Source organism: Chitinophaga lutea, from assembly GCF_003813775.1.
Taxonomy (GTDB): domain Bacteria; phylum Bacteroidota; class Bacteroidia; order Chitinophagales; family Chitinophagaceae; genus Chitinophaga; species Chitinophaga lutea.
The window spans coordinates 272,910-299,177 of record NZ_RPDH01000003.1 but is presented as its reverse complement, the minus strand read 5'-3'; the positions used below and the strand labels follow the sequence as shown (position 1 = coordinate 299,177).

Here is a 26,268-nt window from a genome sequence, read left to right as displayed (position 1 = left end):
TGGTTTAAGGCGCAAAAGTAATTGAATTGAGGGAGGAACCCAAGGGATTGCGCTTCATTGCGGCCTTTCGGCCCCGCAGCGGCTGAATAAAGCCGCCATGGGCCCGCTACGGGCGCAGCACCTCCATCTGTCCGTCTTTTCTTATCCGCACAATCCGGGAAGGCTGGTGCTCGGAGGCATCATCCTGGCGGTATTTCACTACATAATCCGCACCGTTGAGGATTTCCGGGGAAATATCGGCGAAACTGCGGGGCGCCGGCTCCCCGCTGATATTGGCAGAAGTGGACACCAGGGGCCTCCGCAGGCGTTTCACCAGGTGGCGGCAAAACGGGTCTTTGACGAGGCGGATGGCCACGGTGCCGTCTTCAGCCACCACGTTGGGCGCCAGGTGCAGGGCCCCTTCGTAGATCACGGTAGTGGGGCGGTCGAAGCCCGCCAGCGTATCCGCAATGTCGGGCGGGGGATGCGACAGGTACTTTACGAGGTCCTTGACATCCGCCATCAATATCACCAGGCTTTTGGACTCGTCCCGCTTTTTGAGGGCGAAGATGCGCCGTACCGCCGCCTCATCGGTGGCATCGCAGCCCAGGCCCCAGATGGTGTCTGTAGGGTATAAAATGGTGCCGCCCGTTCTCAGGACGGCCAAAGCATGTTCCAGGTCGTTCTCGAAATGAATCATCGGTTACAGGTTTTCGTACACGTTCATGACCGCTGCCGCGCATTTGGGGATGGTGAAATTTTGTGCGTGCATCCATCCCCGTTCCCTCATGCCCTCAACAAATGTTCCATTTTCGGATACGCTTTCCATAGCGCCGGCAATGGCTTCCGGGCTGAGGGGATCCACATACAGCGCCGCGTCGCCGCCCGTTTCCAGGAAGCAGGATCCCTGCGAGGTGATCACGGGGGTGCGGCTCCAGAGCGCCTCCAGGATGGGAATGCCGAACCCTTCGAAGAGCGACGGGTACAGCAGGGCCAGTGCGCCCTGGAAGAGAGCGGGCAGGTCTTTAAAAGTGAAACTGGCCGTTTCGTTGAGCCAGATCACCTGTTGGGCCAGCCCTTTCTGCCGCAGGTAACTTTTAACCGTTTCCTTGTATTTACCGCCATCGCCCACCACCACCAGGGGAACGTTGAGGCGCCCTTTCAGCTGGTGCAGCGCTTCGGCGATGCGGAGCAGGTTTTTCCGCTCGATCACCGAGCCTACGTAGAGGAAATACTTTTCCGGCAGCCCGTACTGCCGTAGCATGGCGCTAATGACCTCCTGCGGGTGCAATACGGCAAAAGCGGGGTCGCAGGCCTGGTAGCAGACGCTGATACGGTCCGCAGGAACGCCGTAAAAGAGCATCAGGTCCTGTTTGGTCTGCTCGCTGATGGCAACCACCCGGTGGGCGTGTTTGCAGGCGTAACGGGCCTTTTTGCGGTAAGTATACACATCGATCGGGTTGTACTGGCCCGGATATCGTTCAAAAATAAGATCGTGCATGGTAACGGCCGTTTTCACGGGGATGCGGTGCACGCCGAAGGGCAGTTCCGCGCTGAGGCCATGAAACACGTCGATTTGCTGTTGTTGCAGGTCGCTGACCATCCAGCGGCTTCTCCATACGGATTTGAGCAGGCGGTGATGGGTTTTGCCGGGCAGGATGACCGGCATGTGCGCCGGTGGCCGGAACAGGGGCTTCGTTTTAGGCGCGAATAAAAAATACTGGTGTTGCGGGTATATTTCCGCGAGCGAACGGATGAGGGTACGGCTGTAGTTCCCCAGGCCCGTCCGGTTCTGGAAAGCCCTTTTGGCGTCGAAACCGATGTTCAAGGTGTGCAGTGTTTTGTCCGGGGGCAAAATAATATTTCTCACAGCCACATCGTTAATATTTTTTTTCTTTCTGTAAAAAATGCTAAATTGTTTGTCTGCCCGGAAACGAGTCGGGCCACACGGAGCTAACGGAACATTGTTTAATGCATTCATCACTTAAAACCGATCCTGTATGCAACCCTCCACCAATCCGGTGAAACCATTTTTTGCACAGTTCCTGGAAAAACAGCGTAAGACACAGCAGGAACCTCCGATATTCACCCTGAAGATCTGGGACCATATAGAGCACACATTGAAATATCCTTCGGACGGTGATGAAGTGTAACATCAGCTTTACTTTCAAACTTTATCAGTAACTAAAAAACATATCAGATTATGAAACCCAATGAACAGGTATTAAAGCCATTCTTTGCGCAATTCCTCGAATCGCAAACGAAAGCGGAAGAAGAGAAAAACCGCCGCGAGTCCGGCATCTGGACGAGCAAGCTGGCGGATGCCCCCGATCAGACGCACAAATACCCTTCAGACGGGGATGAGGAATGGTGGCTCCTGTAAGCTGCCTTCCCCTTCACATTGATCATTTGCAAGCAATGGCTGCGGCTGTTGCTTGTTTTTTATAGGAACCATACATGATTCTCTGCATTACGCATTCTCAGGATACTTACACCATCGATTTAGTACAGCAACACCTCGAACAACTGGGGTATCCCAGTTTCCGCTTCAATTCAGACGAGTTCGGCACCCGTTACCGGTTGCGCTACCGCCTCACCGCCGCGGGGCCGCAATACCAGCTGGAACATGGCAATACGCTGATAGATGCGGCCGACATCACCGGCGTGTGGTACCGTAAATTATGGGAACTGAAAGTGCCTGCCTCCCTTGATCCCGCCTATGTGCCCGCTTTTGTCAAAGAATACAATACCTCGCTGCACATTTTCCTCGACTCGCTCGACGTACCCTGGATCAACCGCATCGACATCGACCATGCCGTGAGCGGCAACAAGCTGCTGCAGCTCACCGCCGCACAGGCCGCAGGTTTGGCAGTGCCGCAAACGCTCTTCAGCAACCATGCAGAAGACGCCATCCGGTTTTACGACGACCATAACGGCGACGTAGTGGTGAAGCTGCACGGCGCCCTCTCGAAAACGATGGACGGGCGCGGCGACTTCTTCCCCACCACCCGCCTGCGCAAGGAAGATGTGCCCATGCTGGAGTCGCTTTCCGCCTGCCCCATGATTCTGCAGCAATACATCCCCAAAGACCGGGAGCTGCGGATCGTGTATGTAGACGGCGAGTTTTTCACCGGCAGCCTCCGCGCTCCGGACACTACCGACTGGCGTACGGCGAGCACCACCATCATACAGTGGGAGCCCTTCGTGCTACCGCCCGCGCAGGAAGAAAAGATCACGCGGCTGATGCAACTGCTGGGGCTGCCCTTCGGCGCAATAGACATGATCGTGCAACCGGACGGGCAGTATGTATTCCTCGAAGTGAACCCCCAGGGCGAGTGGGGCATGCTGCAGAAATATTTAGGTTTTCCAATAGCCGAGACGATCGCTGAAAAACTTGTACAAAAGATCACCCATGCCTGAAGGGAAAGTGCTGATCATCACCCATACGGCCGACAACGAGGCCGCCGACACCGTTATACAGGCCATTGCCGAATTGGGCGGGCAGAGCGTCCGTTTCGACGTGGACCGTTACCCCGCCGACCTCACTTTAACGACCACCTGGCAGGGCGGCCGCTGGGCGCTTTGGCTCGGCGACGAGCGCCTCGACGATATTACAGCCGTCTGGTACCGGCGCAGCTACCACATCGGGAAAGGGCTTGAACCTTTGCTGGACAAGGAGTTCCTGAGCTCGGCGCTCGGTGAGGTGCGGCGCACGCTCTTCGGCATGCTCGAAGGCCTCCCCTGTTTCCAGCTGGAGCGGTACAGCGTGTACCGCCGCCTCGACAGCAAGGAAGAGCAACTGCGCATGGCCGTCAAACACGGCCTGCTGGTGCCTGAAACCTGCATCACCAATTCCCCGCAGCAGCTACAGCAGTTCCTGGCCGCTACCGGCGGGCCCGTGATCGCCAAAATGCAGAGCTCGTTCGCCATTTACCGCGAGGGCGAAGAACATGTGGTGTTTACGAACGAGATCTCGGATGAACATCTTTCACAGCTCGACCAGCTGAAATACTGCCCCATGGTGTTCCAGGAAAAACTGCCGAAGGCGCTCGAACTGCGGGTCACCATCGTGGGCCGGGAGGTGTTTTCCTTCGCCATCGATTCCCAGCAGCTGCCCGGCGCCGCCACCGACTGGCGGAAAGAAGGCGCCGCCCTCGTCAACAACTGGAAACCCTATCCCCTCCGGGAAGACGTGGCCAATTCCCTCCTGTCCATGATGGACGCCTACGGGCTCAACTACGGCGCCATCGACCTCATCCTCACCCCCGACGGAAAATATTACTTTCTCGAGATCAATGCCGCCGGTGAATTTTTCTGGCTCGACCGGCTTTGCAGCAACGCCATTTCCCGCCACCTGGCCGCGATATTGTTAAATGCGGCAGAAAGAAGGGAATGAAACGCTATCAACTGTGCCCGATTATATTATTTTTGCGGTCTAAATATTTTCGCAATGGATGTACAGCAACAAATCCAGGCTGCGTGGAACGACCGCAGCCTGTTACAGCAATCACAGTATTCCGATGCCGTGAAAGCCGTTATAGAAGCCGTAGATAAGGGTAAATTACGTGTGGCGGAGCCGACAGCCGACGGCTGGAAGGTGAACGAATGGGTAAAACAGGCCATCCTGATGTATTTTTCCATACAGCCGATGGAAACCATGGAACTGCCTCCCTTCGAGTTCCACGATAAAATGAAGCTCAAAACCAACTATAAAGAGCTGGGCGTACGCGTGGTACCGCATGCTGTGGCCCGTTACGGCGCATTCATCGCCAGAGGCGCCATCCTGATGCCTTCTTATGTGAATATCGGCGCTTATGTAGACGAGGGCACCATGGTGGACACCTGGGCCACCGTTGGTTCCTGCGCACAGATCGGCAAACACGTGCACCTGAGCGGCGGTGTGGGCATCGGCGGCGTACTGGAGCCCCTGCAGGCCAGCCCCGTGATCATCGAAGACGGCGTGTTCGTAGGTTCCCGCTGCATTGTGGTGGAAGGCGTACATGTGGAAAAAGAAGCGGTACTGGGCGCTAACGTGGTACTAACCCAGAGCACCAAAATCATCGACGTGAGCGGTCCCGAGCCGATCGAATACAAAGGCCGCGTACCGGCCCGCAGCGTGGTGATCCCCGGCACTTACACGAAAAAATTCCCGGCAGGCGAATACCAGGTATCCTGCGCTTTGATCATCGGTCAGCGCAAAGCCTCTACAGACTTGAAAACCAGCCTGAACGACACACTGCGTGAGTTCAATATTGCCGTATAATTTTAAAATTTTTTGGGTGCGGAATTTGGAAATAATTGAAAACTCCTTACCTTTGCACTCCCTGAACGGGATGCCCAGATGGCGAAATTGGTAGACGCACTGTGTTCAGGTCGCAGCGCCGGCAACGGTGTGCTGGTTCGAATCCAGTTCTGGGCACTCAAAAAACAGAACCCGCTCCTAGAGCGGGTTTTCGTTATTTAGGGCCAGCCCGGGGCCACAATGGGGCCACGGGTCGAAAACATAAATTTCTGGACATGCAATATCGCCCCGCAAAAATTTACCCCGAAACGCTCGACCTCAGCGTAAAAAAATGGTATGTGTTTTACTCGTTCATACACCCATTCACCGGCAAGTTTGAACGGTTTAAGGTGTACGAAGACATCAACCTGTTTAAGGGTGAGGAAAAAGTAAACTACGCCAAAAATCTCCGCGATGCCGTTAATCTTTCGTTGCAGAACGGATATAGCCCCTATGATGAAGAGGAGAAACTTAACTTATGGGTAGAAGAAACAAGTAAGCAGGCCGCAGCTGAGGCTGCAGGCGACCGTAGCCGATTCACCATGGTTCAGGGTGTAAATCTCTTCCTAGCCGAAAAAAAGGAGCAGGGAAAATCGAAATCCACAATGAGCGCATATACAACGACTGCAAACTTTATTAAATCCTGGCTGAATGAAAACGGCATGCTGCTGGTGCCAGCTGCAAACATTACTGCAGTACAACTTCTAACTATTCTGAAGGACGAAGCAACAAAAAACAACTGGGAGAATAAGACTTACAACAATTACTTGCTGTATACCGAAACGATCCTGAACTGGCTCGCTGAAAAAAAGAACGGGAGGATAATACCAGAAAACCCGATCAAAGGTGCCGATCAGCGGGAAGTCGTGGAGAATAAGCCATCGACATATACCGACCAGGAGCTCAATGACATGCTTGCCCTTGTCCGGTCCGCTAACGATGTCTACATGGAGGGGATTATCATGACCTGTTATTATGCTGCAGTGCGCAGCAAGGAAGAAATGCGAGCCTTCAAGATAAAGAATATCCTGTTTGACAGAGATTTGCTGCTCCTGTGTCCGGAGGGGACCAAAGCCCGAAGAGAAGACTACGTGCCTCTTGACCCGATATTGAAGCGGTTTTTTTTAGCGCAGAAATTGGACAAATTACCACTCGAATGGTATGTTTTCGGAAAGGGTGACCGACCGGGCCCAGTGCCGGCGAGCAGCAACCACTATGCTACGAAATACCGGCCATACCGGGAGAAACTGAAAATCGATGAAAGCAAAAAGCTCTATAACTGGAAGCACACCCGCGGCATACACTTAGCCAATGCAGGTGTAGACCCATATGCAATTATGCAATTATTCAGGCATGCGTCTTTGGAGCAAACCATGCAGTATTTGCGCGACTTGGGCTGCGTGATAAACAGAAAGGCGGTGGAAAACAGCCGGGAGATTTAAAGTCCACGGAACAATTCAGAGAGAGGAATATCCAGCGCCTGCGCAATGGCCCGGAGGGTACAGATTTTCACGTCGAGCTCTCCTTTGTCGATGCGGTTGACCTGGGAGGCGGCGATGCCGGCGGTGTTGGCGAAATCACGATCGGACATACCGGTTGCATGGCGGAGGGCTCTCACCCTCTTCCCCAGCGCCTTTAAGAATTTGTCGTCTCGAATTTCGTCCATGCCGCCCCAAATTGGAGAAAGTCGGCAAATATATTGACCGCATGCGTGCGGTCGATTGAAAATTTAGCTATATTCGATTACTTTTGCAGCCTAAAAATATTAGTAGCTGCTTCTTTTGAAACACGCCCGGGAAATGTCGAAACTTCAGATGGTGCGGTGTTAAGAAGGAGAAAGCTCACGTTTCGGCGTGGGCTCTCTTGTCTGCACCAGGCCTTCGACAGCCTCCCGGCGGCAAGTTGAGTTCCGCGCCTCTTTTTTTGTGCGGATGAACCCAAAAATCAAGCTTATGTATTCCCACCACGATGAAGATGAGCTCCGCACCCTTTTCCTTAAGAGCCTCGCCGGCAAGCGTCTGGCCCTCGAAGAGCAACAGTTCATTGAAGAGGCAATGAAAACCCCGCACCTCGAGAAAAAGCTGAAAGACCTGGAGGTGATCTACCAGGACTGTGACATGCGCAGGTTACTTATCCTGCGGCCCACTTACGCCCGTTGGCAGGAGGTATGGAAGCAGGTACAGGATAAGCAGGAAGAAGCCATGTTCCGTCAATATCGGCAGGGTATAGTATTGCTTGCTGTTATGGCGGCGCTGTGCCTTGGGTGCGGGGCCTGCTTGGCTATCCTGCTTCTCACATAATTTCAAAATCCGCGATCATTTTACGGCACAATCGCTCAAGGGATTGGTGCTCTGCATGTATCGGCCGGCCGTAGTGTATGCAGTCCCATATCTGCATAAGCGCGCTGCACTTCCTCTGCAGTTCCTCGTCGCATCCAATGTATTTAAGCCGCTTGGGATCTATGGCCCACATAGGCACGGGCCAGGCATGGGCTTCGTTCTCGAGGCAGCTGATAAGGCCCACCCCCTCCCGCCTCGGGACGACACGCATAAACATGACCGGCGAAAGGGAGTCCTGGTATATGGATCCAACTTCGAACGAAGGGAAGCCGCCGCGATAATGCTTTACATTTTCTTTGTTCATTGTAATGAGTTCCAGAATGATGCTCTTGTCAATCTTTGACAGCCACCAGTCGGGCGTCGACCAGCAAACTGAATATCCCTGCCCATTAAACCGTACCACTTGGCCCCAATACCGATTATTGACCATAATGTGGAACCCGCCGCCGGCCCCAAGCGGTTCACTGATATCAACATCGCAGACCTCATGGCCGAAGGTCGCTTTGAATTTTATCTCCGTTAGCACCACCGTAAATTACTAATATTTTTAGCAATTAGCAAGAAAGTGGCTATACAGGGTTGGTCAGCTCTTTGTAATTATTGCGGGAATTTCCTACAGCTGGGCCGACCTCGTACTTCGTCATTCGATCGGATGGGAAGGGTTTCAGGATCTCTTCAGGCGGGGCTCCGGCCAGCCAGGCGGCAACATCCTCGGCCTGCGGGTCCAGAAACACCGGCATGCGGTTGTGAACTTCGGCCATGAATTCGTTGGGCGCCATGGTCAGCATTGTGAAGGAGCGCTTCACCTCGCCGGTCTCCCGGTTCACCCAGTTGTCGTACAGGCCGGCCACCCAGAACATACCGTCTTCGGAGGGTTTAATAAGGTAGGGGGTCTTATCTTTAGGGGTCAATTTTTTCCACTCATAAAACCCGCCCATGGGAATCACTACCCGCTGGCTGGCGACGAGCTTCTTCCAGTAGGGTTTCTCCAGCTCCTCGCTCTTCTTATTGAATAGGGTGAACTTCCCTGCTTTGAATTCCTTTTCATAACCAGGAATCAGCCACCAGTGCATGAACTCCAGGTTCTTCAGCTCCCGCATCACCGGCACGGTCTGGGTGGGTGCTATGTTATAGCTGTTGAACAGGTCGCCCTGGAAGGTCTCCGGGAGAAAGTCCTTTTCTTTGAGTGTAATGTGAACGGGACGTTCAGATTCGAGGATATATCGGCCGCACATGGTGGTTTTTTTTGGTAAATTACAGAGATTCCAGGTAATCCTCGATGGCGCTGGCGATCTGGGCATACAGCCGGTCCAGGTGGTGATCAATCCCGTATTCATGGTCCACCGCCTGCAGGGAGATGCTTTCTTCGTCCACTTTGAAAACAACCGGGTCACCCTCAATCTCCACGGCGAAGGTGCTGGAGAGATCGTCCACAATCTCGGTCACCCGGTACTCGTACCCATCGACGGTAATATTGAACATTTCAGTTATACTCCCCATAACGCGTATTTTCCATAATTTAACAAAAAAAAACGATGGAAGAAAATCCAATGAAACAAACCAGGGGCCTGCATCACATGCCGGAATTCTGGCGCTGCGAACCGCTGGATGGCGAAGCCGAAGGCATGTACTTTTTCTGTGGCGGGATTCCCGCAATCTTCGTTCGGGTCATTCCCGCAGCCAACCCACGGATTGACGCGCATCAGATGGATGTCCTTTTCCACTACGGCCGAGAGGACGAATACTCCTCATCCTCGGAGGTCCTTATACAACTGTCCTACTTCCTGAAACTGAAGGGGATATTGCCGCCGGATATTAACGAGTTGACCAACCCGAAGTAGGATCGCGCTTCTAGCAAAAAATATTATGCCAATACGTTATAACGTATTATATTTGTGTTGTAAACCAAATGTTATGACACTTTCTGAAACGATCAATTCACTTCTTAAACAGGCTGAAGGCCGTCGAACTCAGTACATTAAGTGTGTTGATTCAGATGGAGACGAACTGATCATCCGGGTATCAGACCACCGCTGCAACGGCAGGAACAACTACTTACGGCACAATGCGAGGGTGTTGTCATTCGTAACCTCGACCGCCCGCAAACAAGATGCCCAGATGATTGATATGGAGTGGGTTATCGACGAAACAGGCATGGACAAGAACTATAACACAGTGGCCGACATCCTGGCCGATTTCGAAATTGAATCTTTTCAGGAACCAATATACCTAGAACAATGAGCACACCTTCACACCTTCATCACATCGGCCAGATGATCAAACAGGCCCGCGAGCACCGCGGGTATTCACAGGCGGATTTAGCGAACCTGGCCAGCCTTCGCCAGGCGACAATCGCCGATATCGAACTCGGGAAAAGTAACTTTGAAATCAACACGCTGGTGCGCATCTGCAGCGCATTGAAATTCTATCTCGATATTAATATGGCACCGGCCGATTAAACCGAAAAAAAGCCGGGGTAAATACCCCGGCCCAAAAATGTTACTTGAAACAAAAATATTATGTAAGGCGAAGGTACTCACATTACAAGGATTGTATTTACGGGAACCCGTAGCACTGTAAAGTATTATGGGCCGGTTTTCGCCATCTCTTCTTTCATTAATTCCTCCACTCGGCGGGACCACCCGCGGCCGTATCGGGCATAGAATGCTTCATAAATGTCGGGCAAGATAGTAAGCGGCTTCTGAATTCTTTTAACCGTTACGCGAGTAGAGCCTTTTTTATTACCCGCCCCGACGCGGGCGCCGCCACGTTTATTCTGTTCCGATTTGGTCATCGTATTGTTTGATTACGGGCCGGAGTCACCCGGCCCGGTGACAATTTTATTCGTTAAGGTTTAAATCCCCAATCCTAGCCAGGCACTTTGCGTTTTGATAACCGGCCATGTAAACAATAAACAGGTCGTTAATCTGGCCATTGGTGTAATAGTAGTGGCTGTCCCGCGGCTCGCGTTCAGGTTGAGCGCCTACATAGGGCATATTTTCGCCTTTAACAAGATCATGCTCAAATTGCGCTCTCAATTCTTCAAACTCTTTGCTGTTCTTTTTCATGTGCTTGTTTGTTTTGTTGCAACAAAGATACAGCTATGTTTGATTAAAACAAAATATTTTAATCAAATTATCTGACCAGATTTGGGCCGTTTTAGTACTGATTCAGTACAACATTCGTACTATTTTCGTACAACATTGGAATTTCAATTTTAACATCTCATATGATTATCAATTATTTGTGCAGTTTTTAAATTACCACTTGTAAATTTTAATTTGCTAATAATTTGGCTATTGCTAATTTCGTAGCAATTGGTTTGGAATTTGCACTACCAATAAGTCCTAAAACAGCATCTTATACCTGAGAATCAATAGCGCGACTGAATGATGCCTTCCAATAAGTGCCCACGTTAGTTCACGTTTTAAAGAACAAAATCATGGCAACAACACTCGAAATTAGCAACAGGCGTTACCAAGCAACTACTGAATCCCCGGCCCCTCTTCGCCCAAAAAATGTGGGTTGGTTTCAACGTTGCATCTTGAAGCTAAAAGCAAAAAGACAAGTCAATAAAATAATGCGCAGTCTGCATGAAGCAAAAGAAATCCACGCAGGACGAAGAAAAGGCCAGTCCCTCTCAGAATTCCTTAAAGAGTTATGAGGTTATTGTAACTGATGTCTGTAAGCGAGATATCAAAAAACTGGCAAAAAAATATCCCTCTATCGCCTCCGACATTTCTAATCTCAACACAATACTAGAAAGTGACCCGCTTTCATGTGTGGAAGCTGCCTTGGGCATGGATTGCTATAAGATTCGCATGCAGATTACGGGCAAAAATTCTGGCAAGTCTGGCGCTGCAAGGATAATTGCTAAAATACATGTTATTGATTCCGTAGTCTATTTAATTGCGATGTACGACAAAGCCACACAGGAAACAATGGTTATTAAGGACATCAGAAAGCGCCTAAAAGATATAGCCGTAGATCTCGTATTATAACTGAATCAATCCTCTATCCATCATCCTCACCAGAATAACCGCGGCGCCGATCTGCTTGCTTACCGCATTGGGATTATATTCACCGTCGGCCACGAACTTCCCTTTTTCGTAATGCTGGCTTCCCGACCATAAGTACGGCGAAGGAATGCCCACCTTACGATATCCGAGCCCGTTATACCGCTCCAGCCGGTCGAGTATGGAAGTAATACCCCACGTGAGGCTTTCGGTCTTCTTTTCGCCCGGTTTGGCCTCTTTCCGGGCGTAACCCATGAGGGTGAGCGCATCCACTGCACTTTCTTCCCATGTAAACGGCGGTTCTCCGTTGAGCGGCCGGCCGGCGGGATGCTTCTTGGTACGCGCAGTGAGCGGGTCGCCGTTGTGCAGGTGCGTGGTGAATTTGCCGCCGGATTCCAGCTGGTGAACAACCGATATAAAAAACCAGGGCACACCGGTGATCTGGGCAACGAACTGGTACCGGGGTTTACCTGCCTCGATCTTTTGAATTACCGCGTCAACCTGGTCGGGATTGCTAACCTTGCAGATAAGGAACATTTCTTTGTTGGTCATTGAGTCAACTTTTTAAGCGTGATAAAACCATCCACCTGCAACAGTCCCTCCCTGCTCGGGTGTGGGTCATGGACCAGTTTGCCATGCCGATAGATGACCATATGATGCACTCCGCGCGACGCTGGCCCGACTGCGAAGTAATAATCCTTGTAGCCAGATTCAGCAGGGTCTACCGGCCTTCCTTGCTTAAAATGATTGCGTTCCTCATCATATCCCAATGAATTCAGCCAATTCACAAGCCGCTCATACCAGGAAACGCTTTCATCATCGAACAGTTCCTCGATAGCTGGGACTTGGGATAATTCGAGATCGAAAAAGCTGGCATAGCATGCCATCATGCAATTGCCCCTAACGCCAGCTGTTGGGTCATAAAACTTTGTTTGAGTTAAAAACTTCATCCGAAAAGACGTTTAAAAATTCCAGTTACGAACGATAGCTTCCCGGCCAGCAGAAGCCACAGCACAATGGCGCCGATGATCGTGCCACCGCCAGCCCAACATCGGGTGCGCCATTTCTTTTTCTGTGCCTCTTCCTTATCGGCCCGCTGCACCTCTTTTGCATGAGCATGGCGCAAATCGGCATAATCCTCTTTCGCGTCCTGGATGTGCTGATCGCGGAGTTCTATCTGGTACCTGGCTGCATCCATGCTGTCCTTCATAGCCTGCAGGTCACCACGATCACGAACTGTTAATGTACGGGTGATGCGTACAGTATCGGTTCGACCGGGTGCATAAGCTGTATCAGGTGCTCCGGGGAGATAAACAGTGTCCTCCTTGACACTCGGAGTGTCGCAGGGGAAGGCCTTGCGCATATCCTTGAGCAGCTGCAGGCGCTCCTGCCTGGCTCGTTCATCCTTGGCGGCCTGCTCGCGGCGTTGTCGCTCCTGTTTGGCAGCTTTTTCTGCGGCGATCTGTTCTGATGTTTTACAGCTGGCGAACAGCACCAGCAAAAAGATTATCCATCTCATCTATATTTGTTTTTTGCTTTATGCGCGGCAATACGCCGCATCTGTTCAGAAAATGTTTCCTTCGTCAGCTGCGGGTGGCCATCGAGCGACAACACGGTCGCAGATTGTGTCCCGCGGATGACGATTTTACGCTTGCCGGAAAGCAGCCCATCGATGATCTGTGCGGCCTGCTCTTCGGTTATTTTCTCGCGGTAAGCCAGGCTTTTAATTGCACGGTCTTTTACTTCGTAGGGTCTCATGGTTGAACGTTTACGGTTACTGTGTCGGATACACTCACGCCGGCCACGTTGGTTCCCGTTACCCGGAAGACATATTCCCCCTCGATCAGGTTGCTTACCTGTGTTGTAGGCTGGCTCGGGTTTGCAATCTGGATGCCATCGGCAAGCTCAACCGGCCCCAACGGTTGCAACTTTCTGAAGCCCTGGGTGACTGAGCCGGAATTAGGCAGATAGAAGTTCGTTTTGTCCACGTCGGCCAGCGCTTCCGTGCGGAAGGTTGTATTTGCATCGGCGCCGGCCAGCGGGAAGGTGACTATGTTCTCGTACCCATAATCCTGTGGGTTTTCTGTGTAAACATAGTATGGTACGTAGTTATCGCCCGTGCCGCTATCGTTATGGATGGCCATCAGAATGTTTTTCTTCATGATGACCATCGGCAGGGGCACCGTAATCATTTCGCCCGGATTCTGTGGGTCCGGTACTTGCTGCGTAGGATTGGCGCCATTCTCGGCCGTCTTATTGTAATAGCCGTTCACCCTGACCAGCGAGCCCAGGTTTTTGCATCGAGAAACTGTGTTGCCCTCAAAAGTGATCTGCGCCGGGTTGTATTCGGAGCCTACATACCCTTTTCGACCGGCCAGGGTGATAAGATCGCCGCGTATGGCCGAGGCATCGATATTGTAGCACAGGTTGTTTTTGAAAATATGGCCCGGCCCTGTGCCGAAAAACTGGAACATCTCACCCCACGCGTCGTGAATCATATTGTCATGGACATTCGATAGCTCACAGCGGCCGCCAATTAGAATGCCTCCCATGTGGGCCTCCCGTGCAACATGCACAACTGTTGCCCAGTTTGTTACCTCATTGCTGGCAACTTCGATGTTTTTTGATGCCGCTATCTGGATACCATCCCTGCCGGTATTGCGAACTACATTATAGCAGACCTTGACGCCGTTCCACATGATGGGCGTTTTGAAGTCACCACCTGGTGCAGCGCCATAGGTTGTATCTCCTGATGGTGCATTGGTGATGGGGTTGTGAAAAGCAGACGAGTGGCCGATATATGCGCCTTCGCTATAGGTGCCATCGATAACGTTGTTGGAAAGAATGAAGCGTGAAAGCTCCCGATTAGGGAACCACGTTTGCGGATCGTCTATTTTGGGTTCAGTTTTCGCCACAACTCCGGTTCCGCCCTTACGAATCGTGGTGTAGCTAATTTGAATTTTTTCGGAAAAATCTTCCACTGACACATTACGGTATACCGCCCGAATCGGCTCGCTTCCGCCAGATGGTACCGTTTCGACCTCGGAGCCATTGATAACAAAGTCGGCAGGATGAGTGCCGGCAATCAGTATTCCCCGGCTGTTGCGTAGCCGGATGGCAAATGGAGGGGCGCCCCCGGTGTTATCGAATGCCGGATTCCCCACCGTAACAGAGGTGCCATGCGCATTTCGCAACACTATCGGAAGGTCGCTGCCGTCAACGTTTCCAACTACTCCGTTAAAGTCTATCGATCTGACATTTTGATTGATCAGCAGGAGGTCGCCCGGCAGATAGTTACTCCCGTTCAAAACAAGATCACCGGCGCCGTTGGGCGTAACGACGAATGTCCGATCAGGATTTGGCACGAATACACCGCCATCAAATCCGATTTCACCACCTGGAGGCTGCGGTCCCGTGATCAGCTGCCAAAGCCACACATTGACCAGCCCCCTAACGGTCGATGCGCTCAAATTCACGGAATTTGTCGGTAGGGTCACCACCAGGTTCCCGCCGGCGTCTACTTCCAATTGGGCGTTCTGCAGCGCTGATAGCTGTGACTGCAGACCCGCTACGATACTATCAATCTCCTGCTGCGAGTATACCTGGGTTTTGGTGTAAAATTGGGTAGTATCAACTATCCCTGGATCTCCTTGATCGCCCTTTGGGCCTTGTGTGCCGGCCGCGCCTGTATCGCCTGGGTCGCCCTTTGGACCGACAGGACCTTGCGGCCCCTGAGCTCCCTGCTGCCCCTGCGCTCCATTATCACCTTTGGCGCCCTTTATCGAAAGCAGGAAATCGGCTTCCGTGCCGGCATTCCCGGCTTCCTTCCAGATGTCGAAGGCGGATTTCCCATCCTTCCCGCCGATTCTGACCTCCAAGCCTACAATCTGGCTCATGTTAAACGGTTTTTATTGTGACACGATCTTTTACCACGTAGCTCCCGCCCACTGGGCATTGAGCAACTTCATTGGTGAACTGGACCAGCAGGTCCCAATGATAAACTCCGGGCGGCAAGTCCTTTCGGTTGGCGGGCTTCTCCATCACCAGCTCAGTTGGGACTCCTTCCTTTATTGTCAGGCCATCACCTGCGGTGAACGATGCAACTATGGTTCCGATTGAATTCATCACATCGGCCCGTATCTCCTGGGCGGTACTCCAGTCGATCAGATTCCCGTTTTCATTGTTGCAAGTGAACGTGAATGGAACCCAGGACGCGCCACGTTGATCGACGATGTTGAGCTCGCTCCGGATGTAATTATTGATTGTCGCCATTACTTTACCATTGTATTGATTCTCGCTTCTAAAAGAGCCGTTCGCACTTTCAGGTCAGCCAGATCGGCTTCAATCTTAGCCTTCCATATTTTGTTATCAGCGGCTTCCCGCTCCTGGTTGCGCTCAATTCTTGCGGTAGATTCGTTCACGCTGTCGATCTTCCCTGATTGCCGGCCAACGTACATCACAACAGCAACGGTCTGTACCACGACAACCGCCACCTGGATGATGTTAAGCCTGATGTTCTTTATATCCATGCTGGTTGTCATTTTTGCCCCCATTTAGGTTTTTCTTCTTGAATGCCTACCATCCGAGAAAGTGACCAGACCACGAGGTCGGCAGCCTTGAGATAAACGCCAATGCGTACTGCAATCTCTGCCGGGATGCCGGGGTCTGAGCCGATGATGAACGTCGCCGCCGTAGTGAGCAGGAACACAATCCGAAAAACCCAGGTCGCCCATTTGGGTGTAGGTTTTTCTATACTTATTACTGTTTTGTTTGCCATAATGCTCAGGTTTAAGGTGCGAGTGTCGTGTAGGAGATCGGATACCACGCCCCGGAGTATAGTACCGTAAGTGCCATGCCGGAGGTCATGTTTTTTACGGTGCCTCCGAGGTTATCATTTACGAAAGCGGGAGCACTATTCTGGTTGATGATCACATATACCCGACCGTTAATTGGAGAACCTGGGAGCGATACCCCAACTGGCCCCTGGCCTGCGTCGGGAATAGTGATAGAATAGTCGCCAGTAAGCACGCTTACAGAGGTTGCAGCACCGGTATTACGATTATTGGTTACTAACCCGGCTGTAGTAGTCACGCCCGCACTTTGGAAGTTTCCGCTAACATTAAGATTTCCATTCACGGAATTTTGCGAAAGAGGGCCGCCGCCAACTGACCCCAACACGAATTGTGCATCGACAACGAAACGAGTTTTGGTTAAACTTAAATTAGGCGTATATGGGTTACCGGGGCCACCTCTCTGCAAGTTAGATGTAAGTATTGTATCGGTAGCTGAAAGCGGAACGCTGTATTTGGTCGTGCCGTGGTTTACTTCAAATTTAGCCGTTGGGGTCGTTGTGTTGATGCCGACATTCCCATCCGTTCCGTTTATCCTCATTCGTTCTTCCCATCCACCGCCACTATTAGTGAGCCAAAAAGCCATACCGGGGGTAGCTCCGCCAGTTAACTGAAGGTTCATGCCTCGGTTCTGTGCGGCATTATATTGGATGAATCGCCCTGCTACTCCATCTGTACCGTCCGCAGTAACAGTATAAGTTAAAGGTGTTTGGAATCCTGAATTACCTACGGCTACACCGCCGCTAAATACGTGATTCGCACCATTTTCAGCAACATAATTCATGTTGGTCGCGTCACCGCCTATATATCCGAGCCTGACACCACTAGATAAATAGTACCCCGTCCATCCTGCCGCACCCACCGCAGTATTTAGATGGACGAAACCACTGCCTGGCAGGCCGCCAACTCTAAACTGCCCACTAAGCCACCCGTTACCGCTCTGCGGCGCGTCGAACTGATTCTGAATATAATTCGCAGAGCCTGAAGAAGGCGCCAGTGCCGCCGCAACGCCGTCCACATATGTTTTCACTGCGTTTTGCGTAGGATAAAGCGTATTGCTGGCACCCAGCGATGTAGACGTGCTTTTATTGGCCACATCCTCTTTCAGATCGAGCGCGGCCTGTTGTGCGGTGCTTACAGGCTTGTTTGCATCGCTTGTATTATCTGCGCTGGCCAATCCGACATCTGACTTAGTAAGTGTCACATTGCCCGTATAACCATTCACTGATTGAACCGGCGCGGGCCTATTGTTTAAACTATCCGTAACCTGCTGGCGCGTTACAAAATGGTTCGCAGCCGTTGCATTTGCCCCCTGCACAGTACCAGTAAACCGGCCAGTGCCACCAACCTGTAGGGTACTCGACCCATCATCAGCGGCATTCACCGTTGCGCGGCCGAAAAACTCGTGAATCGCTGCCCCCTGGGCACGGTAGTACATGTTGGTCTGGCTGTTTCCCAACCAGCCAAGTAATGAACCCCCAGGCGTATAAAACGCGGCCCAACCGGTCACGGTGGTCGTGCCCTTGTTGAGCTGGATGCGTCCGTTTGAACCGCCACCCACGTCGAGCTTTTCGGAGATAGTAACCGGCGTATTATTTAAGGAAAGCCCATTGCCAGTGCCCTCTAAAGTGCGAGGCCCGGTAAGGGTGCCGTCTGAATTGTAAATGTTAGCGAGAGTTGCGCCGGCAGGTATCCATTTTCCGGTCGTATCCGCCTTCCTAAGGTAGGGAGACAGCATTGCGGCGCTGTCTGTGTACTTCATGTAGGCGGTGAGGTCAGGCTCCTTGCCCAACTTCTGCCACTTTACGCCGTTCGAATGGTAATGGGAGGTATCCCCTGGCTGCTGTCGGAATACGATGGCGCCGGGATAAAGTGATGCGGCATAGTTTACAGTATCGGTAGTCTTAAGCCATAACAGGCTATCCACCTTCACCTCACCCAACCACGTTGGAATTTCGGTTTTCCCGACAAACTGGCTTTGTGCGGTGCTCGACAAAGCCACACAGCAAGCAATAAGAACGAGGGCTACAAACTTCTTAAACATTTAAAATAATTTGGGTTAACAATTACAAAAGTAATAGGCTATGTATTCCTGTCACGTGCCGATCAAGCCGAGGAAGCCCACGTTCTTCACAGTATTCTCAGGTGAGCCGAATGCTCCAGTATTGGCTATTATTCCTGAAGAACCAGGAGTAGTACCACCTGGCCCAACAGGCCCCGGTACGCCTTCGGTCAGAATCCTATTGTCCAGCGGGTGATCGTGTACTTTCACGTTGTCGCCCTGATAGCCACCGGGAACATTCATTGACCTGCCGTTTGTATCCAGCCCACGGCCTCTGTCAAGCCAGCGAGGCGAAAGGCCGCGGAGGTCTGGGACGCGGAAAGTGGTTGTCCCATTACCAACGGAAAAGCAGCTACGCTTTGCAACGGGGTCCGCCACCCAATCCTCTTCAGACAACAAACTGGCTCCGATGGTCTGCGCATACTCCCATAACCGTGGGTAAGAATCTCGGTTCAGCTCTTGCCCCTCAGCCACGATAGAATTCAGCTCAGTAGCATACCCGCTAAAGGGACGCCCCACCGTCTGATAACCACCGAACAATCCCATAGCATACCAACCGTCGTTACCTCGGGCAAGCTTGATGAGCTCGCCTACACCGAGGTATATTTTTTGTTTTGAGGTCCCGTTAATGTATATCATCTGGCCCCCCGTCGTCTGGATAGTGGTTTGCCAGTCGTTGTTCACCATGGTAATGAAAGACACGGTGGAGTTCTCCGTGATGTTGGCCACATCATCGAGGGTAATCACCAGCTTGTTACTACCACCCGACACGTTGATAAGCTTCTCCATGTCGATATTGAAAACGGTGGCATTCGTGGTAATTGATCTAAAGCCCTTCAGGCCAGATCCGCCGCCAGTTCCCCCTGGAATTGTCGAGTTGCCACCCTCATACTCGTAAATATGAGCAACAAACTTATCGTTGGCGTAAAACTTATCACCTGGTCGCTTTAACACAAAACCGCCTGTTGAGAGCACATCGAACCATGTTGACCAAAGCCGGGATGATGCAGTAGCGCCGATTCGCTCCAGCCAATAGCTCTTCCCAGCCAGCGCCGGTATATCAATCCGAGTTTGACCAATCAAAGCAGGAGGAACTTCAATTTCCATGTCGGCCCCGTTCACTACCGGCGCCTCCGGAGTTGAATCACCAACAAACTTTGCCCTTAGCTGGGCTGTTGTAGCAATCCTGGTGATGTTGTCGGAAATATCGACACCATAGAAAATATCATCGTCCGCGATGTCTGTAAAGGGTGGAAGCTCGGTAGCTCTCGCTGTTTCGAGATCAACAGTGATGGCCTGCCCTGTTTCCACAATTATGCCTGGTACTATTGCCATGGGTTAACAATTACATTTTTTTATAAAGCTTTCCTGATCCATCCACGAACACCTGGAACATTCCAGAAGTATCTGAAGCCACAGGTATATCGGCCATTATCACATTGCCAACGAAATTATTTTCGCTAGAACGATTGTTCAACCGACTGTTGATATCCGCAATTTCCCGGCTGTTGCCGCTAATGCCACCATACCAATCTTGGGTCGGGCTCGTGGTCAGGCCATCGGAAAGTGTTAACTGGTATTCGTATTCGTCCTGAAACGACCGTACAATCCCGATAACCCTGATTCTCTTGTTGATCTCCAGGTCAGGGTCGGTTATCCAAACCAGGTCGCCGATATCAATTTTCAGACTCTTTTTTCGGAAGTAAATGGGGTCAGATGTCACTGAAAATTCTATCAGTGGTTCAGAAATCGAGTTCACCAGGTTTTGGGCTTTGACCTTTAACTGCGCTTCTGCTGCCGTAACATAGCTCTCCGGCATAATGATATCCACCAGCACATATTCATCGCCAATGGCCGGACGAATGAGCGAACTGGGTACGTCAAGGGCTTTCTCATCTTTGTTTTTTAGAATGGTGAATTGCTTCAGTGAGTTATCGAACCGCTGGATATCGAATGTATACCCGGCCAGCTGCCCAGTGTTAAAAGTGATCTTGGCAGCCACCCCTGGCATTAGCTGGTTATTCACATCAAAATCAATGGCGGCATCTTTGAAGGAAAAAGGGTTGCCGGCATCCACGGCAGTTAACTTGCCTGTTCGATGTGGGTAAACATCTTCGAATACTTTTGATGCCTCAATGACTCCGTATTTTTCTACGTTCTTTTCAAGGTAGAGCTGCCCGTCCGTCATTCGCAGGCGATCAGCATAGTTCCTATAGTTGGGAGGCAAATTTTTGTCAGAGCCAAATGCATACAGCCGGGTAACAACAGACGAATCCCCTTGGGTCTTCGTGTCGATCTTCGTTAGACCTTTGTCCCGTCCATGGCGGAGAGTAATACCGCGGTCCTTCTGGCGTTTATCTATTGAAATCACCTTGCCGTTCACAAAATACTCAGTACCGAATTGCTGTGCCACACGAACCAATGCCGCGAGACAGGTTTCCGATTTGAAGGTCATATTCACGTAGGGCGTACTGATCGCAGCGCCTTTGGTCCAGCCGGCACCTACCCTATTTGCATTCTTTATGATCAAGTTCAGAAACTCGTCAGCATTCCCCATTAAGGAAAATTCGCCCTCCTTCAATTCATTGGCTGCATCATAAAACATGAACATGGCTTTCCCGAGATCGTAATACTCGGACTGCATGACCAAGGTATATTCATACAAATACGTGGAAACCTTATTGACAACCGGCATTTTGTTCAGAAAGTAGTTTTCACCGTAAACTGTGCACCAGTCCCCCAACTTAAAATCAATCTTTTGGTTCAGGTCGAACTGCAGATTGATCACATTATCCCCCATGACAGCCTTGCTCTGATTACTACTGCTATCAGGCTTGATGGTAACCACAAGGTCGGAACCCCGCAATATGTCAATGGCTATCATGTAATGATGAATTTATTATTTTGGGTTATAACATACACGTTGGAGGCATCCAGCCGCGGCTTTTGTTCAACGAAGGTTATACTGAACTTTGCACCTACTTTACCAGCATGGGGCCCCGTTTTTATTCTCGTAACCCGATCGTAAGATGGGCAGTCTTTATAGTACACGTAGAAAGAACTCGAAAGTTCAGTTATTTCGAGCCGGCGCAGACCCGGCTTTATCAACATGGCGAAGAACGAGTCATACTTTGTCCAAAAATCAATCTCGTTTGCTGCAAGGATTGCGCATTCAAGTGTGCACTCCTTTGATTTCAGGAACACGCGCGAAAGATCGATATCGATACCGTTTTCATCCAGCCAATCGTTGGTGATGCTTTCCTTCCTGTCAGGCAATCTCAGAAAGTCGTCGCTACCACTGGCGATGAGGATTCCATACACCAAATAAAGGTCTGCACCATCTATGTAATATTGCCCTATCGGATATGCCATTACTTTATGATTTTAACGCCTACAGTATTAATGTTTCTCAAGCTCGCTCGGATGTCACTCAAATTCGAGGTATCCTCTTTAATGCGGTTCAAGACGCCCAGGTTCTGGTTCATTATTTCCAGCTGTTGCATGTTGGTAAGCCGCAGCCCACCGAACTGACCTGCCAACAATTCCGCCTGCTGTTCGGTTATGCCCCTAATAGCCCCCTTCAGGCTATTGTCGTCTTTCGAGCCATTTGACAGGTCAATTCCCGTTATGTCTTCGATTTGCTTGAATTGGAGGCCCGCTGCCTTTATGATCGCGTTATACTTGTCCTGGAGTGTCTTCATTTCGGATTGAGTCAACACGTTGTCGCTTTCCGCGGCCTTGGCAAACTCTTCGTAGAACGCCTGTAGCGGTTCTTCCAGGTACTGGAATTTAAGTGCATTCAGAGCGGCCTGCCGCATCAGGTCCTCGAAGTCTCCCGCGAAGTCCTGCGCCGCGAATTTTCCGTTGGCAAATCCGTCTACAATGGAATCAGTAATGCTCTCGGCTGTCGTCCCGGTGAACACCTCCTTTGTCTGCTGTTCCAGATCGGCCAGCATCTGCTGAATGTTCTGACCCTCTGACTGAAGGCGTTGGAGCTGCTCAAACAGAGCCTTCGCGCGGCCATCTAGCTGGCCGCTCGCGTACAGTTTTTCGATATCTGACACGGTCATCCCCAGCAACGAAGAGTATTGATCGACTGACTCCTTCTTCCTCCACAGTCCGAGAAATCCACCTCGTTTTCGAGTACCTACACCAGAATTGAAGCTTTCAGCCTGTAGTAGCTGGAGTATTCTTTCTTGCTCTGACTTATTTTGCTTCAGAGTCTCCGCCGCGGCTTCTTTTTGTGCCTTAAGAGCTTGGAGCGTCAGTTTGATCTCTTGAGCCTTAAGTAAGACACGCTGCCGGATAACCTCATTTATCCTGTATTCCCCCAGCTCCTGATTAACGATAAATTCGTATTGAGCAGCGAAAGTCTTTTGAAGCGACTCCCTTACTTTCTTTCCTCCTTTAAATGCTGCAGCAACCCCTCCGACTACAGCGCCAACTACGGCACCAACCACACCGCCGACAGCCGTACCCAGGGCTGGAATGATTGACCCTACAGCTGCGCCGATGGACGCGCCGGCGCCAATAAATCCGCCGATGTTCGTCGCTTTGCCGCTGGCCGCCTTGGCGTCGAACTTGCCATTTTTAAAGCTTCCCCCTAATGAGGCACCAAGCTGAACAATACCTCCAAACCCGTCGATCATGTCCGATAGGGTTTCCAGGGTATCGGCAAGTCCGTCATTGATGCCCTTTAGGTCACCTGCGAAGCTTCGCAATGAGCCGCTTGCTGTGGCCAGCGTTTCACCAATTTGGCCAACAATACTCAGGAACTTCTCGACATTATTCAACTCAATCGCATCGTTAGTTTCCCGTAACTCTGCGTTGAGCTTGTTCAGCAGTTTATTCAGTTCGTCAACGTTCCCGCTCCCTGATTTTGCAAATCGCTCAACCAGGGAGATCATATCTTTTAATGCCTTTCGGTTGTTCTCCAGTATCTGCCTTTGGGCTTCAAACTTCTCATTAGCAGTAGAGGTGGGGTTGTTGAGAACCTTTTCGAGCCCCTGATTTATGCCATCAGTGTCCCGCTTGATTTTATCCATCCATGAGGAAAGAACGCGATCGGCATAATCTTCGTCCAATTTCTTCCGGTCGGCTATGGACTTGGTATGAATTTCCTTTAAGCGGATCGCAAGATTTTGTTCATTCAGAATTGTCGCTTTTGCCTTGGCGATCTCCAGCGACTGCTGCTGAATAATTGCATCCCTTTTCAGCTCCACTTCCTCGGCCGAACCAGATCGAACAACTGCCAGTCGCTCGTTGATGTTGGAAATCTCGCGGGCAATGTCCGTCTCAGAACGGTCAAACGTGTATTTACGGTTCAATTCTGCAATCTCCCGCAGTTCTTCGGCTTTAATCTCCCGGATTTTAGCAGAGGTCACCCCTTCTTGGTCTTGTTTGGCTCTCGCCTCCAGTTGAATGAGGGATAGTTTCGCGTTAAATTCCTCGATGGAGCCCTCTTTGGCCAATGCTAGAGTGGCTTTGATCAAAGACTGTTCATCAGTCAGTCGGCGCTGCCTGATCTCACGTCGAAGATTTTCGATGTCCTTCTCCGCCTGTGCGTTTATTTTAGCACGTTCGCCCGAAGTTATATTCACGTCTGCCAGTTCCTGCCGGCGCCGGGCATTGATCGCATTGATTTGTAGCTCGAGTTCTTCCTTGGAGCCTTTCCGTGCGGCGATGGCTCTCGCCTCCGCCTCCGCAGTCACAGAGGTGATCGCCCTTTCCCGGTTCTCTTTTGCCTGTTGCGCCCGCAACTCTTTGTCCTTTTCATTCGCGGCCTGAATTGCATTGAAGTAGCCAACCGCAGAATCAAACAACGACTTGACCACAGCTTCCTGTGACTTCAGATTGTCGAGTTGCTGCTTCTGCTCCTTTGAAATCCTATCGTTTGGGATGGATTCGAGGTACATCCGTTGTTGGATGATGCTTTCCAGTTTAGCGCGTTCAATCCCGATGCGCTGCCGGTCATATCCCAACGATTCCAGTTTATAAACCGCCTCTAGTCTGGCTGCCTGGTTCGCTTTTATTTGCAATTCCAGTATCTCCCGGTTTGACTTTCCCTCTGCCTGTGCGAGGCTGGCAGTTTCGTTGGCTACCCGAGAACGATCTGAATAAACCTGCGCCTGCAGTTCCACCAACTCACCATAAAGCTTATTGGCCGCAGCTAACGCCTCATTCATTTTTGTTTGAACCTCCAGCGCGCTGTCCGTGTTCGCGATGTACAGTGCGATTGCGCCGGCGACAGCTGAAAGAGCTACCAGCATCGCACCAACCGGATTGGCTGCCATGGCAGCGTTAAGATTCCATTGGGCAACAGCAGCACCCTCCGCTGCAACCGCCTGGGCTCCCTCTGCGGCAGCCAGGGTAGTTGCAGCGGCAGTTTGTCCCACTGTGGTAACAAACCCCGCCTTTTTTGCCAGATTCAGTGCATATTGAACTACCGCACTTTCCTTGTTTACTGTGGTCAGAAACTGCTCCGCGCCGGCTACTACCTGAATAACCAGGAATAGTTTGGTCATGGTCTGCTGCATCCGGTCTTCTTCGCCACTGAAAAGCGCCATAGCCGACGCCGCGGCACCGAACCCTCCAACGAGGCCGTTAATACCCTGTTTAAGAGCCTGAACACCGGCAGTGTTTGAGCCGAGCAGGGCAACAGTCCGGTTGACGTTTTTGAACCGGTTTTCGAGCTGTATGGCTTCGTCCAGGAGCTTTTGATAACCTTCATCGCTGGGCTTCATGCTGGCCAGCAAGTTCCGAACGAGTTCGAGGCGTGTTGAAACCTTCACGACCTTCTCATCAGTTTGCCCAAGTCGGGCATTCACCTCATCGATTCTGGCTTTTGTATCAGCCAGAGCCTTGTTGTACTTTTGAGTTGCGGCGTCGGTATCACTGAAGCTTAAAGCCTGCTTCAGCTTTTCAGCATAGGCAGTAAGTTCCTGCAGGTTGCCTTTGAGTTCCTTTTTGCTGGCGGTGTCGAGGTTAATGGCGGCAGGAGCGGCGCCTACCTTGCCAAAATTGCTGTCCCGCAACGACTGGAAGCGGGCTTTCATGGAGTCCAGTTGGGCGTTCAATTCCCTGGACTGATCATTTAGTTTGGATAGTTCGGTCTTATCGTTGCTCGCTTCCATCAGACGCTCGATCTCCACGATCTCATTCTCCAGATTTTGAATTTGGCCGTACAATGTGCCGGCTGTAGCCGTTGCGCTCTCGAACTTCTCATCGAACTGCTCTACGGCAGCGCTTGCTCCCTGGACTGACTCCCGGATGGCATTAATGGACTGCTCTACCTGGGCGGTAGCTTCTGGGTCACCAACAGACAAGTCCTTGGCGTTCTCCTGAATGAAATTTAGAATGACCCCGAATTCTTCGGCATGATTGGTTGCCTTTTGGAGTTCTTCGTCCAGCTTCTCTAACTTCTCAGCGCCGAACGTATCTTGTAAGAGCTCAGCAGCCCTGGACAGGCTCTTGACCGCGGCCTCAGCAGCTGACCCGAACTGCTGAATGTTAGCAGGGTTGAAAATGGCATCGACTTTCTTGCCAGTACCGGCAAATGCTTCACTGGCAGATTTGTTGACTGCCAACAACCGGTTTTCAAGCGCAGCAATCTCTTTCTCAATGTCGCTGAAATCGAGGTTTGCAGTCCACGCTAATGAGCCATCTATTTCAACCGACATAGTAAAGTTTTAGAAGCCGAAGAAATTGGTTACATCTTTTGGGTTAATTGCCTCAACTGGTC

The 26,268-nt window shown here is 51.2% G+C and carries 31 protein-coding genes and 1 tRNA gene; 12 read left to right on the top strand and 20 right to left on the bottom strand.

What is annotated here, in order from left to right; genetic code table 11:
- Positions 1–106: 106 nt before the first annotated feature.
- Together EGT74_RS24355 and EGT74_RS24350 are read right to left on the bottom strand one after the other, a co-directional pair.
- On the bottom strand, positions 107–679 hold the full coding sequence (locus tag EGT74_RS24355; RefSeq protein ID WP_123849227.1) for an L-threonylcarbamoyladenylate synthase: 573 nt from the start codon (positions 677–679) through the stop codon (positions 107–109).
- A gap of 3 nt (positions 680–682) precedes the next feature.
- Positions 683–1,849, bottom strand: a complete 1,167-nt coding sequence (locus tag EGT74_RS24350) for a glycosyltransferase family 4 protein (protein ID WP_246008296.1) — start codon at positions 1,847–1,849, stop codon at positions 683–685.
- A 130-nt stretch (positions 1,850–1,979) separates the two neighbouring features.
- Here EGT74_RS24350 and EGT74_RS24345 point away from each other — a divergent pair, with 130 nt between their 5' ends.
- The 7 genes from EGT74_RS24345 (at position 1,980) to EGT74_RS24315 (ending at position 6,702) form a co-directional block, all read left to right on the top strand.
- Positions 1,980–2,132 carry a microviridin/marinostatin family tricyclic proteinase inhibitor gene (locus tag EGT74_RS24345; RefSeq protein WP_123849226.1) on the top strand — a complete coding sequence of 51 codons (153 nt, stop codon included), beginning with the start codon at positions 1,980–1,982 and terminating at the stop codon, positions 2,130–2,132.
- Positions 2,133–2,182: 50 nt separating this feature from the next.
- On the top strand, positions 2,183–2,362 hold the full coding sequence (locus tag EGT74_RS24340; RefSeq protein ID WP_123849225.1) for a microviridin/marinostatin family tricyclic proteinase inhibitor: 180 nt from the start codon (positions 2,183–2,185) through the stop codon (positions 2,360–2,362).
- 74 nt (positions 2,363–2,436) lie between these two features.
- Positions 2,437–3,399 carry an MvdC/MvdD family ATP grasp protein gene (locus EGT74_RS24335; RefSeq protein ID WP_123849224.1) on the top strand — a complete coding sequence of 321 codons (963 nt, stop codon included), beginning with the start codon at positions 2,437–2,439 and terminating at the stop codon, positions 3,397–3,399.
- The gene (locus EGT74_RS24330) at positions 3,392–4,375 is read left to right on the top strand and encodes an MvdC/MvdD family ATP grasp protein (RefSeq protein ID WP_123849223.1); all 984 of its coding nucleotides are present in this window, start codon (positions 3,392–3,394) and stop codon (positions 4,373–4,375) included. Before EGT74_RS24335 ends, EGT74_RS24330 begins: the two co-directional genes overlap by 8 nt.
- 54 nt (positions 4,376–4,429) lie before the next feature.
- Positions 4,430–5,242, top strand: coding sequence for a 2,3,4,5-tetrahydropyridine-2,6-dicarboxylate N-succinyltransferase (locus EGT74_RS24325; RefSeq protein ID WP_123849222.1), 813 nt, complete (start codon positions 4,430–4,432; stop codon positions 5,240–5,242).
- A gap of 72 nt (positions 5,243–5,314) precedes the next feature.
- Positions 5,315–5,398 (top strand) — tRNA-Leu (locus EGT74_RS24320).
- 98 nt (positions 5,399–5,496) lie between these two features.
- Positions 5,497–6,702: a tyrosine-type recombinase/integrase gene (locus EGT74_RS24315; protein WP_123849221.1), complete on the top strand. Its 1,206-nt coding sequence runs from the start codon at positions 5,497–5,499 to the stop codon at positions 6,700–6,702.
- On the opposite strand, the gene EGT74_RS24310 is transcribed toward EGT74_RS24315, so the two are convergent.
- Positions 6,699–6,926, bottom strand: a complete 228-nt coding sequence (locus tag EGT74_RS24310) for a helix-turn-helix domain-containing protein (RefSeq protein WP_123849220.1) — start codon at positions 6,924–6,926, stop codon at positions 6,699–6,701. The two genes, EGT74_RS24315 and EGT74_RS24310, sit on opposite strands and share 4 nt — an antisense overlap.
- Before the next feature lie 265 nt (positions 6,927–7,191).
- On the opposite strand from EGT74_RS24310, the gene EGT74_RS24305 reads away from it, so the two are divergent.
- Positions 7,192–7,560 (top strand): hypothetical protein, encoded by a 369-nt coding sequence (locus EGT74_RS24305; protein WP_123849219.1) that lies wholly within the window; start codon positions 7,192–7,194, stop codon positions 7,558–7,560.
- Positions 7,561–8,168: 608 nt separating this feature from the next.
- Here the strand turns inward: EGT74_RS24305 and EGT74_RS24300 are convergent.
- On the bottom strand, positions 8,169–8,834 hold the full coding sequence (locus tag EGT74_RS24300) for an SOS response-associated peptidase (RefSeq protein WP_158618290.1): 666 nt from the start codon (positions 8,832–8,834) through the stop codon (positions 8,169–8,171).
- A 19-nt stretch (positions 8,835–8,853) separates the two neighbouring features.
- Entirely contained in the window at positions 8,854–9,099 is a 246-nt protein-coding gene (locus tag EGT74_RS24295) for a hypothetical protein (protein ID WP_123849217.1), read from the bottom strand.
- 35 nt (positions 9,100–9,134) lie between these two features.
- On the opposite strand from EGT74_RS24295, the gene EGT74_RS24290 reads away from it, so the two are divergent.
- From EGT74_RS24290 to EGT74_RS24280, 3 genes are all read left to right on the top strand, one after another.
- The gene (locus EGT74_RS24290; RefSeq protein WP_123849216.1) at positions 9,135–9,440 is read left to right on the top strand and encodes a hypothetical protein; all 306 of its coding nucleotides are present in this window, start codon (positions 9,135–9,137) and stop codon (positions 9,438–9,440) included.
- A gap of 73 nt (positions 9,441–9,513) precedes the next feature.
- Entirely contained in the window at positions 9,514–9,840 is a 327-nt protein-coding gene (locus EGT74_RS24285) for a hypothetical protein (protein WP_123849215.1), read from the top strand.
- Positions 9,837–10,058: a helix-turn-helix transcriptional regulator gene (locus tag EGT74_RS24280; RefSeq protein WP_123849214.1), complete on the top strand. Its 222-nt coding sequence runs from the start codon at positions 9,837–9,839 to the stop codon at positions 10,056–10,058. Before EGT74_RS24285 ends, EGT74_RS24280 begins: the two co-directional genes overlap by 4 nt.
- Before the next feature lie 125 nt (positions 10,059–10,183).
- On the opposite strand, the gene EGT74_RS24275 is transcribed toward EGT74_RS24280, so the two are convergent.
- Both EGT74_RS24275 and EGT74_RS24270 read right to left on the bottom strand, forming a co-directional pair.
- Positions 10,184–10,393: a hypothetical protein gene (locus EGT74_RS24275; RefSeq protein WP_123849213.1), complete on the bottom strand. Its 210-nt coding sequence runs from the start codon at positions 10,391–10,393 to the stop codon at positions 10,184–10,186.
- A 46-nt stretch (positions 10,394–10,439) separates the two neighbouring features.
- Complete coding sequence (locus tag EGT74_RS24270) at positions 10,440–10,667, bottom strand: hypothetical protein (protein WP_123849212.1); 228 nt, start codon at positions 10,665–10,667, stop codon at positions 10,440–10,442.
- Positions 10,668–11,192: 525 nt separating this feature from the next.
- Here EGT74_RS24270 and EGT74_RS24265 point away from each other — a divergent pair.
- Positions 11,193–11,600, top strand: a complete 408-nt coding sequence (locus EGT74_RS24265) for a hypothetical protein (RefSeq protein ID WP_220392963.1) — start codon at positions 11,193–11,195, stop codon at positions 11,598–11,600.
- Here the strand turns inward: EGT74_RS24265 and EGT74_RS24260 are convergent.
- Genes EGT74_RS24260 through EGT74_RS24200 form a run of 13 tightly spaced genes read right to left on the bottom strand, consistent with a single transcriptional unit; the run spans position 11,595 to position 26,206 of the window.
- Positions 11,595–12,167 (bottom strand): hypothetical protein, encoded by a 573-nt coding sequence (locus tag EGT74_RS24260; protein ID WP_123849211.1) that lies wholly within the window; start codon positions 12,165–12,167, stop codon positions 11,595–11,597. The two genes, EGT74_RS24265 and EGT74_RS24260, sit on opposite strands and share 6 nt — an antisense overlap.
- On the bottom strand, positions 12,164–12,565 hold the full coding sequence (locus EGT74_RS24255; RefSeq protein WP_123849210.1) for a hypothetical protein: 402 nt from the start codon (positions 12,563–12,565) through the stop codon (positions 12,164–12,166). Before EGT74_RS24255 ends, EGT74_RS24260 begins: the two co-directional genes overlap by 4 nt.
- Positions 12,562–13,134, bottom strand: a complete 573-nt coding sequence (locus EGT74_RS24250) for a hypothetical protein (protein ID WP_123849209.1) — start codon at positions 13,132–13,134, stop codon at positions 12,562–12,564. Before EGT74_RS24250 ends, EGT74_RS24255 begins: the two co-directional genes overlap by 4 nt.
- Positions 13,131–13,373 carry a hypothetical protein gene (locus tag EGT74_RS24245; protein ID WP_123849208.1) on the bottom strand — a complete coding sequence of 81 codons (243 nt, stop codon included), beginning with the start codon at positions 13,371–13,373 and terminating at the stop codon, positions 13,131–13,133. Before EGT74_RS24245 ends, EGT74_RS24250 begins: the two co-directional genes overlap by 4 nt.
- Positions 13,370–15,511, bottom strand: coding sequence for a hypothetical protein (locus EGT74_RS26985; protein WP_158618289.1), 2,142 nt, complete (start codon positions 15,509–15,511; stop codon positions 13,370–13,372). The genes EGT74_RS24245 and EGT74_RS26985 overlap by 4 nt, the downstream gene beginning before the upstream one ends.
- 1 nt (position 15,512) lies before the next feature.
- Positions 15,513–15,887, bottom strand: a complete 375-nt coding sequence (locus tag EGT74_RS24235; protein WP_123849207.1) for a hypothetical protein — start codon at positions 15,885–15,887, stop codon at positions 15,513–15,515.
- Entirely contained in the window at positions 15,887–16,144 is a 258-nt protein-coding gene (locus EGT74_RS24230) for a hypothetical protein (protein WP_123849206.1), read from the bottom strand. Before EGT74_RS24230 ends, EGT74_RS24235 begins: the two co-directional genes overlap by 1 nt.
- Positions 16,145–16,152: 8 nt before the next feature.
- Positions 16,153–16,392: a hypothetical protein gene (locus EGT74_RS24225; protein WP_123849205.1), complete on the bottom strand. Its 240-nt coding sequence runs from the start codon at positions 16,390–16,392 to the stop codon at positions 16,153–16,155.
- An 11-nt stretch (positions 16,393–16,403) separates the two neighbouring features.
- Positions 16,404–18,509 carry a hypothetical protein gene (locus tag EGT74_RS24220; RefSeq protein ID WP_123849204.1) on the bottom strand — a complete coding sequence of 702 codons (2,106 nt, stop codon included), beginning with the start codon at positions 18,507–18,509 and terminating at the stop codon, positions 16,404–16,406.
- A gap of 51 nt (positions 18,510–18,560) precedes the next feature.
- Positions 18,561–19,862: a phage tail protein gene (locus EGT74_RS24215; protein ID WP_123849203.1), complete on the bottom strand. Its 1,302-nt coding sequence runs from the start codon at positions 19,860–19,862 to the stop codon at positions 18,561–18,563.
- Between the two features lie 10 nt (positions 19,863–19,872).
- Entirely contained in the window at positions 19,873–21,411 is a 1,539-nt protein-coding gene (locus EGT74_RS24210; RefSeq protein WP_123849202.1) for a phage tail protein, read from the bottom strand.
- The gene (locus tag EGT74_RS24205) at positions 21,408–21,899 is read right to left on the bottom strand and encodes a hypothetical protein (protein ID WP_123849201.1); all 492 of its coding nucleotides are present in this window, start codon (positions 21,897–21,899) and stop codon (positions 21,408–21,410) included. Before EGT74_RS24205 ends, EGT74_RS24210 begins: the two co-directional genes overlap by 4 nt.
- The gene (locus tag EGT74_RS24200) at positions 21,899–26,206 is read right to left on the bottom strand and encodes a coiled-coil domain-containing protein (RefSeq protein ID WP_123849200.1); all 4,308 of its coding nucleotides are present in this window, start codon (positions 26,204–26,206) and stop codon (positions 21,899–21,901) included. Before EGT74_RS24200 ends, EGT74_RS24205 begins: the two co-directional genes overlap by 1 nt.
- Positions 26,207–26,268 lie beyond the last annotated feature (62 nt).

Excerpts from the sequence above, each read along its gene's own strand:
- EGT74_RS24270 (WP_123849212.1), bottom strand. The coding sequence starts at position 10,667 with ATGAAAAAGAACAGCAAAGAGTTTGAAGAATTGAGAGCGCAATTTGAG.
- EGT74_RS24230 (WP_123849206.1), bottom strand. The coding sequence starts at position 16,144 with ATGGATATAAAGAACATCAGGCTTAACATCATCCAGGTGGCGGTTGTC.
- EGT74_RS24335 (WP_123849224.1), top strand. The coding sequence starts at position 2,437 with ATGATTCTCTGCATTACGCATTCTCAGGATACTTACACCATCGATTTA.
- EGT74_RS24250 (WP_123849209.1), bottom strand. The coding sequence starts at position 13,134 with ATGAGATGGATAATCTTTTTGCTGGTGCTGTTCGCCAGCTGTAAAACA.
- EGT74_RS24330 (WP_123849223.1), top strand. The coding sequence starts at position 3,392 with ATGCCTGAAGGGAAAGTGCTGATCATCACCCATACGGCCGACAACGAG.
- EGT74_RS24315 (WP_123849221.1), top strand. The coding sequence starts at position 5,497 with ATGCAATATCGCCCCGCAAAAATTTACCCCGAAACGCTCGACCTCAGC.
- EGT74_RS24290 (WP_123849216.1), top strand. The coding sequence starts at position 9,135 with ATGGAAGAAAATCCAATGAAACAAACCAGGGGCCTGCATCACATGCCG.
- EGT74_RS24210 (WP_123849202.1), bottom strand. The coding sequence starts at position 21,411 with ATGATAGCCATTGACATATTGCGGGGTTCCGACCTTGTGGTTACCATC.
- EGT74_RS24325 (WP_123849222.1), top strand. The coding sequence starts at position 4,430 with ATGGATGTACAGCAACAAATCCAGGCTGCGTGGAACGACCGCAGCCTG.
- EGT74_RS24345 (WP_123849226.1), top strand. The coding sequence starts at position 1,980 with ATGCAACCCTCCACCAATCCGGTGAAACCATTTTTTGCACAGTTCCTG.
- EGT74_RS24225 (WP_123849205.1), bottom strand. The coding sequence starts at position 16,392 with ATGGCAAACAAAACAGTAATAAGTATAGAAAAACCTACACCCAAATGG.
- EGT74_RS24310 (WP_123849220.1), bottom strand. The coding sequence starts at position 6,926 with ATGGACGAAATTCGAGACGACAAATTCTTAAAGGCGCTGGGGAAGAGG.
- EGT74_RS24280 (WP_123849214.1), top strand. The coding sequence starts at position 9,837 with ATGAGCACACCTTCACACCTTCATCACATCGGCCAGATGATCAAACAG.
- EGT74_RS24220 (WP_123849204.1), bottom strand. The coding sequence starts at position 18,509 with ATGTTTAAGAAGTTTGTAGCCCTCGTTCTTATTGCTTGCTGTGTGGCT.
- EGT74_RS24300 (WP_158618290.1), bottom strand. The coding sequence starts at position 8,834 with ATGTGCGGCCGATATATCCTCGAATCTGAACGTCCCGTTCACATTACA.
- EGT74_RS24245 (WP_123849208.1), bottom strand. The coding sequence starts at position 13,373 with ATGAGACCCTACGAAGTAAAAGACCGTGCAATTAAAAGCCTGGCTTAC.
- EGT74_RS24235 (WP_123849207.1), bottom strand. The coding sequence starts at position 15,887 with ATGGCGACAATCAATAATTACATCCGGAGCGAGCTCAACATCGTCGAT.
- EGT74_RS24275 (WP_123849213.1), bottom strand. The coding sequence starts at position 10,393 with ATGACCAAATCGGAACAGAATAAACGTGGCGGCGCCCGCGTCGGGGCG.
- EGT74_RS24285 (WP_123849215.1), top strand. The coding sequence starts at position 9,514 with ATGACACTTTCTGAAACGATCAATTCACTTCTTAAACAGGCTGAAGGC.
- EGT74_RS24355 (WP_123849227.1), bottom strand. The coding sequence starts at position 679 with ATGATTCATTTCGAGAACGACCTGGAACATGCTTTGGCCGTCCTGAGA.
- EGT74_RS24340 (WP_123849225.1), top strand. The coding sequence starts at position 2,183 with ATGAAACCCAATGAACAGGTATTAAAGCCATTCTTTGCGCAATTCCTC.
- EGT74_RS24205 (WP_123849201.1), bottom strand. The coding sequence starts at position 21,899 with ATGGCATATCCGATAGGGCAATATTACATAGATGGTGCAGACCTTTAT.
- EGT74_RS24260 (WP_123849211.1), bottom strand. The coding sequence starts at position 12,167 with ATGACCAACAAAGAAATGTTCCTTATCTGCAAGGTTAGCAATCCCGAC.
- EGT74_RS24305 (WP_123849219.1), top strand. The coding sequence starts at position 7,192 with ATGAACCCAAAAATCAAGCTTATGTATTCCCACCACGATGAAGATGAG.
- EGT74_RS24255 (WP_123849210.1), bottom strand. The coding sequence starts at position 12,565 with ATGAAGTTTTTAACTCAAACAAAGTTTTATGACCCAACAGCTGGCGTT.
- EGT74_RS24295 (WP_123849217.1), bottom strand. The coding sequence starts at position 9,099 with ATGGGGAGTATAACTGAAATGTTCAATATTACCGTCGATGGGTACGAG.
- EGT74_RS24215 (WP_123849203.1), bottom strand. The coding sequence starts at position 19,862 with ATGGCAATAGTACCAGGCATAATTGTGGAAACAGGGCAGGCCATCACT.
- EGT74_RS26985 (WP_158618289.1), bottom strand. The coding sequence starts at position 15,511 with ATGAGCCAGATTGTAGGCTTGGAGGTCAGAATCGGCGGGAAGGATGGG.
- EGT74_RS24200 (WP_123849200.1), bottom strand. The coding sequence starts at position 26,206 with ATGTCGGTTGAAATAGATGGCTCATTAGCGTGGACTGCAAACCTCGAT.
- EGT74_RS24265 (WP_220392963.1), top strand. The coding sequence starts at position 11,193 with ATGAAGCAAAAGAAATCCACGCAGGACGAAGAAAAGGCCAGTCCCTCT.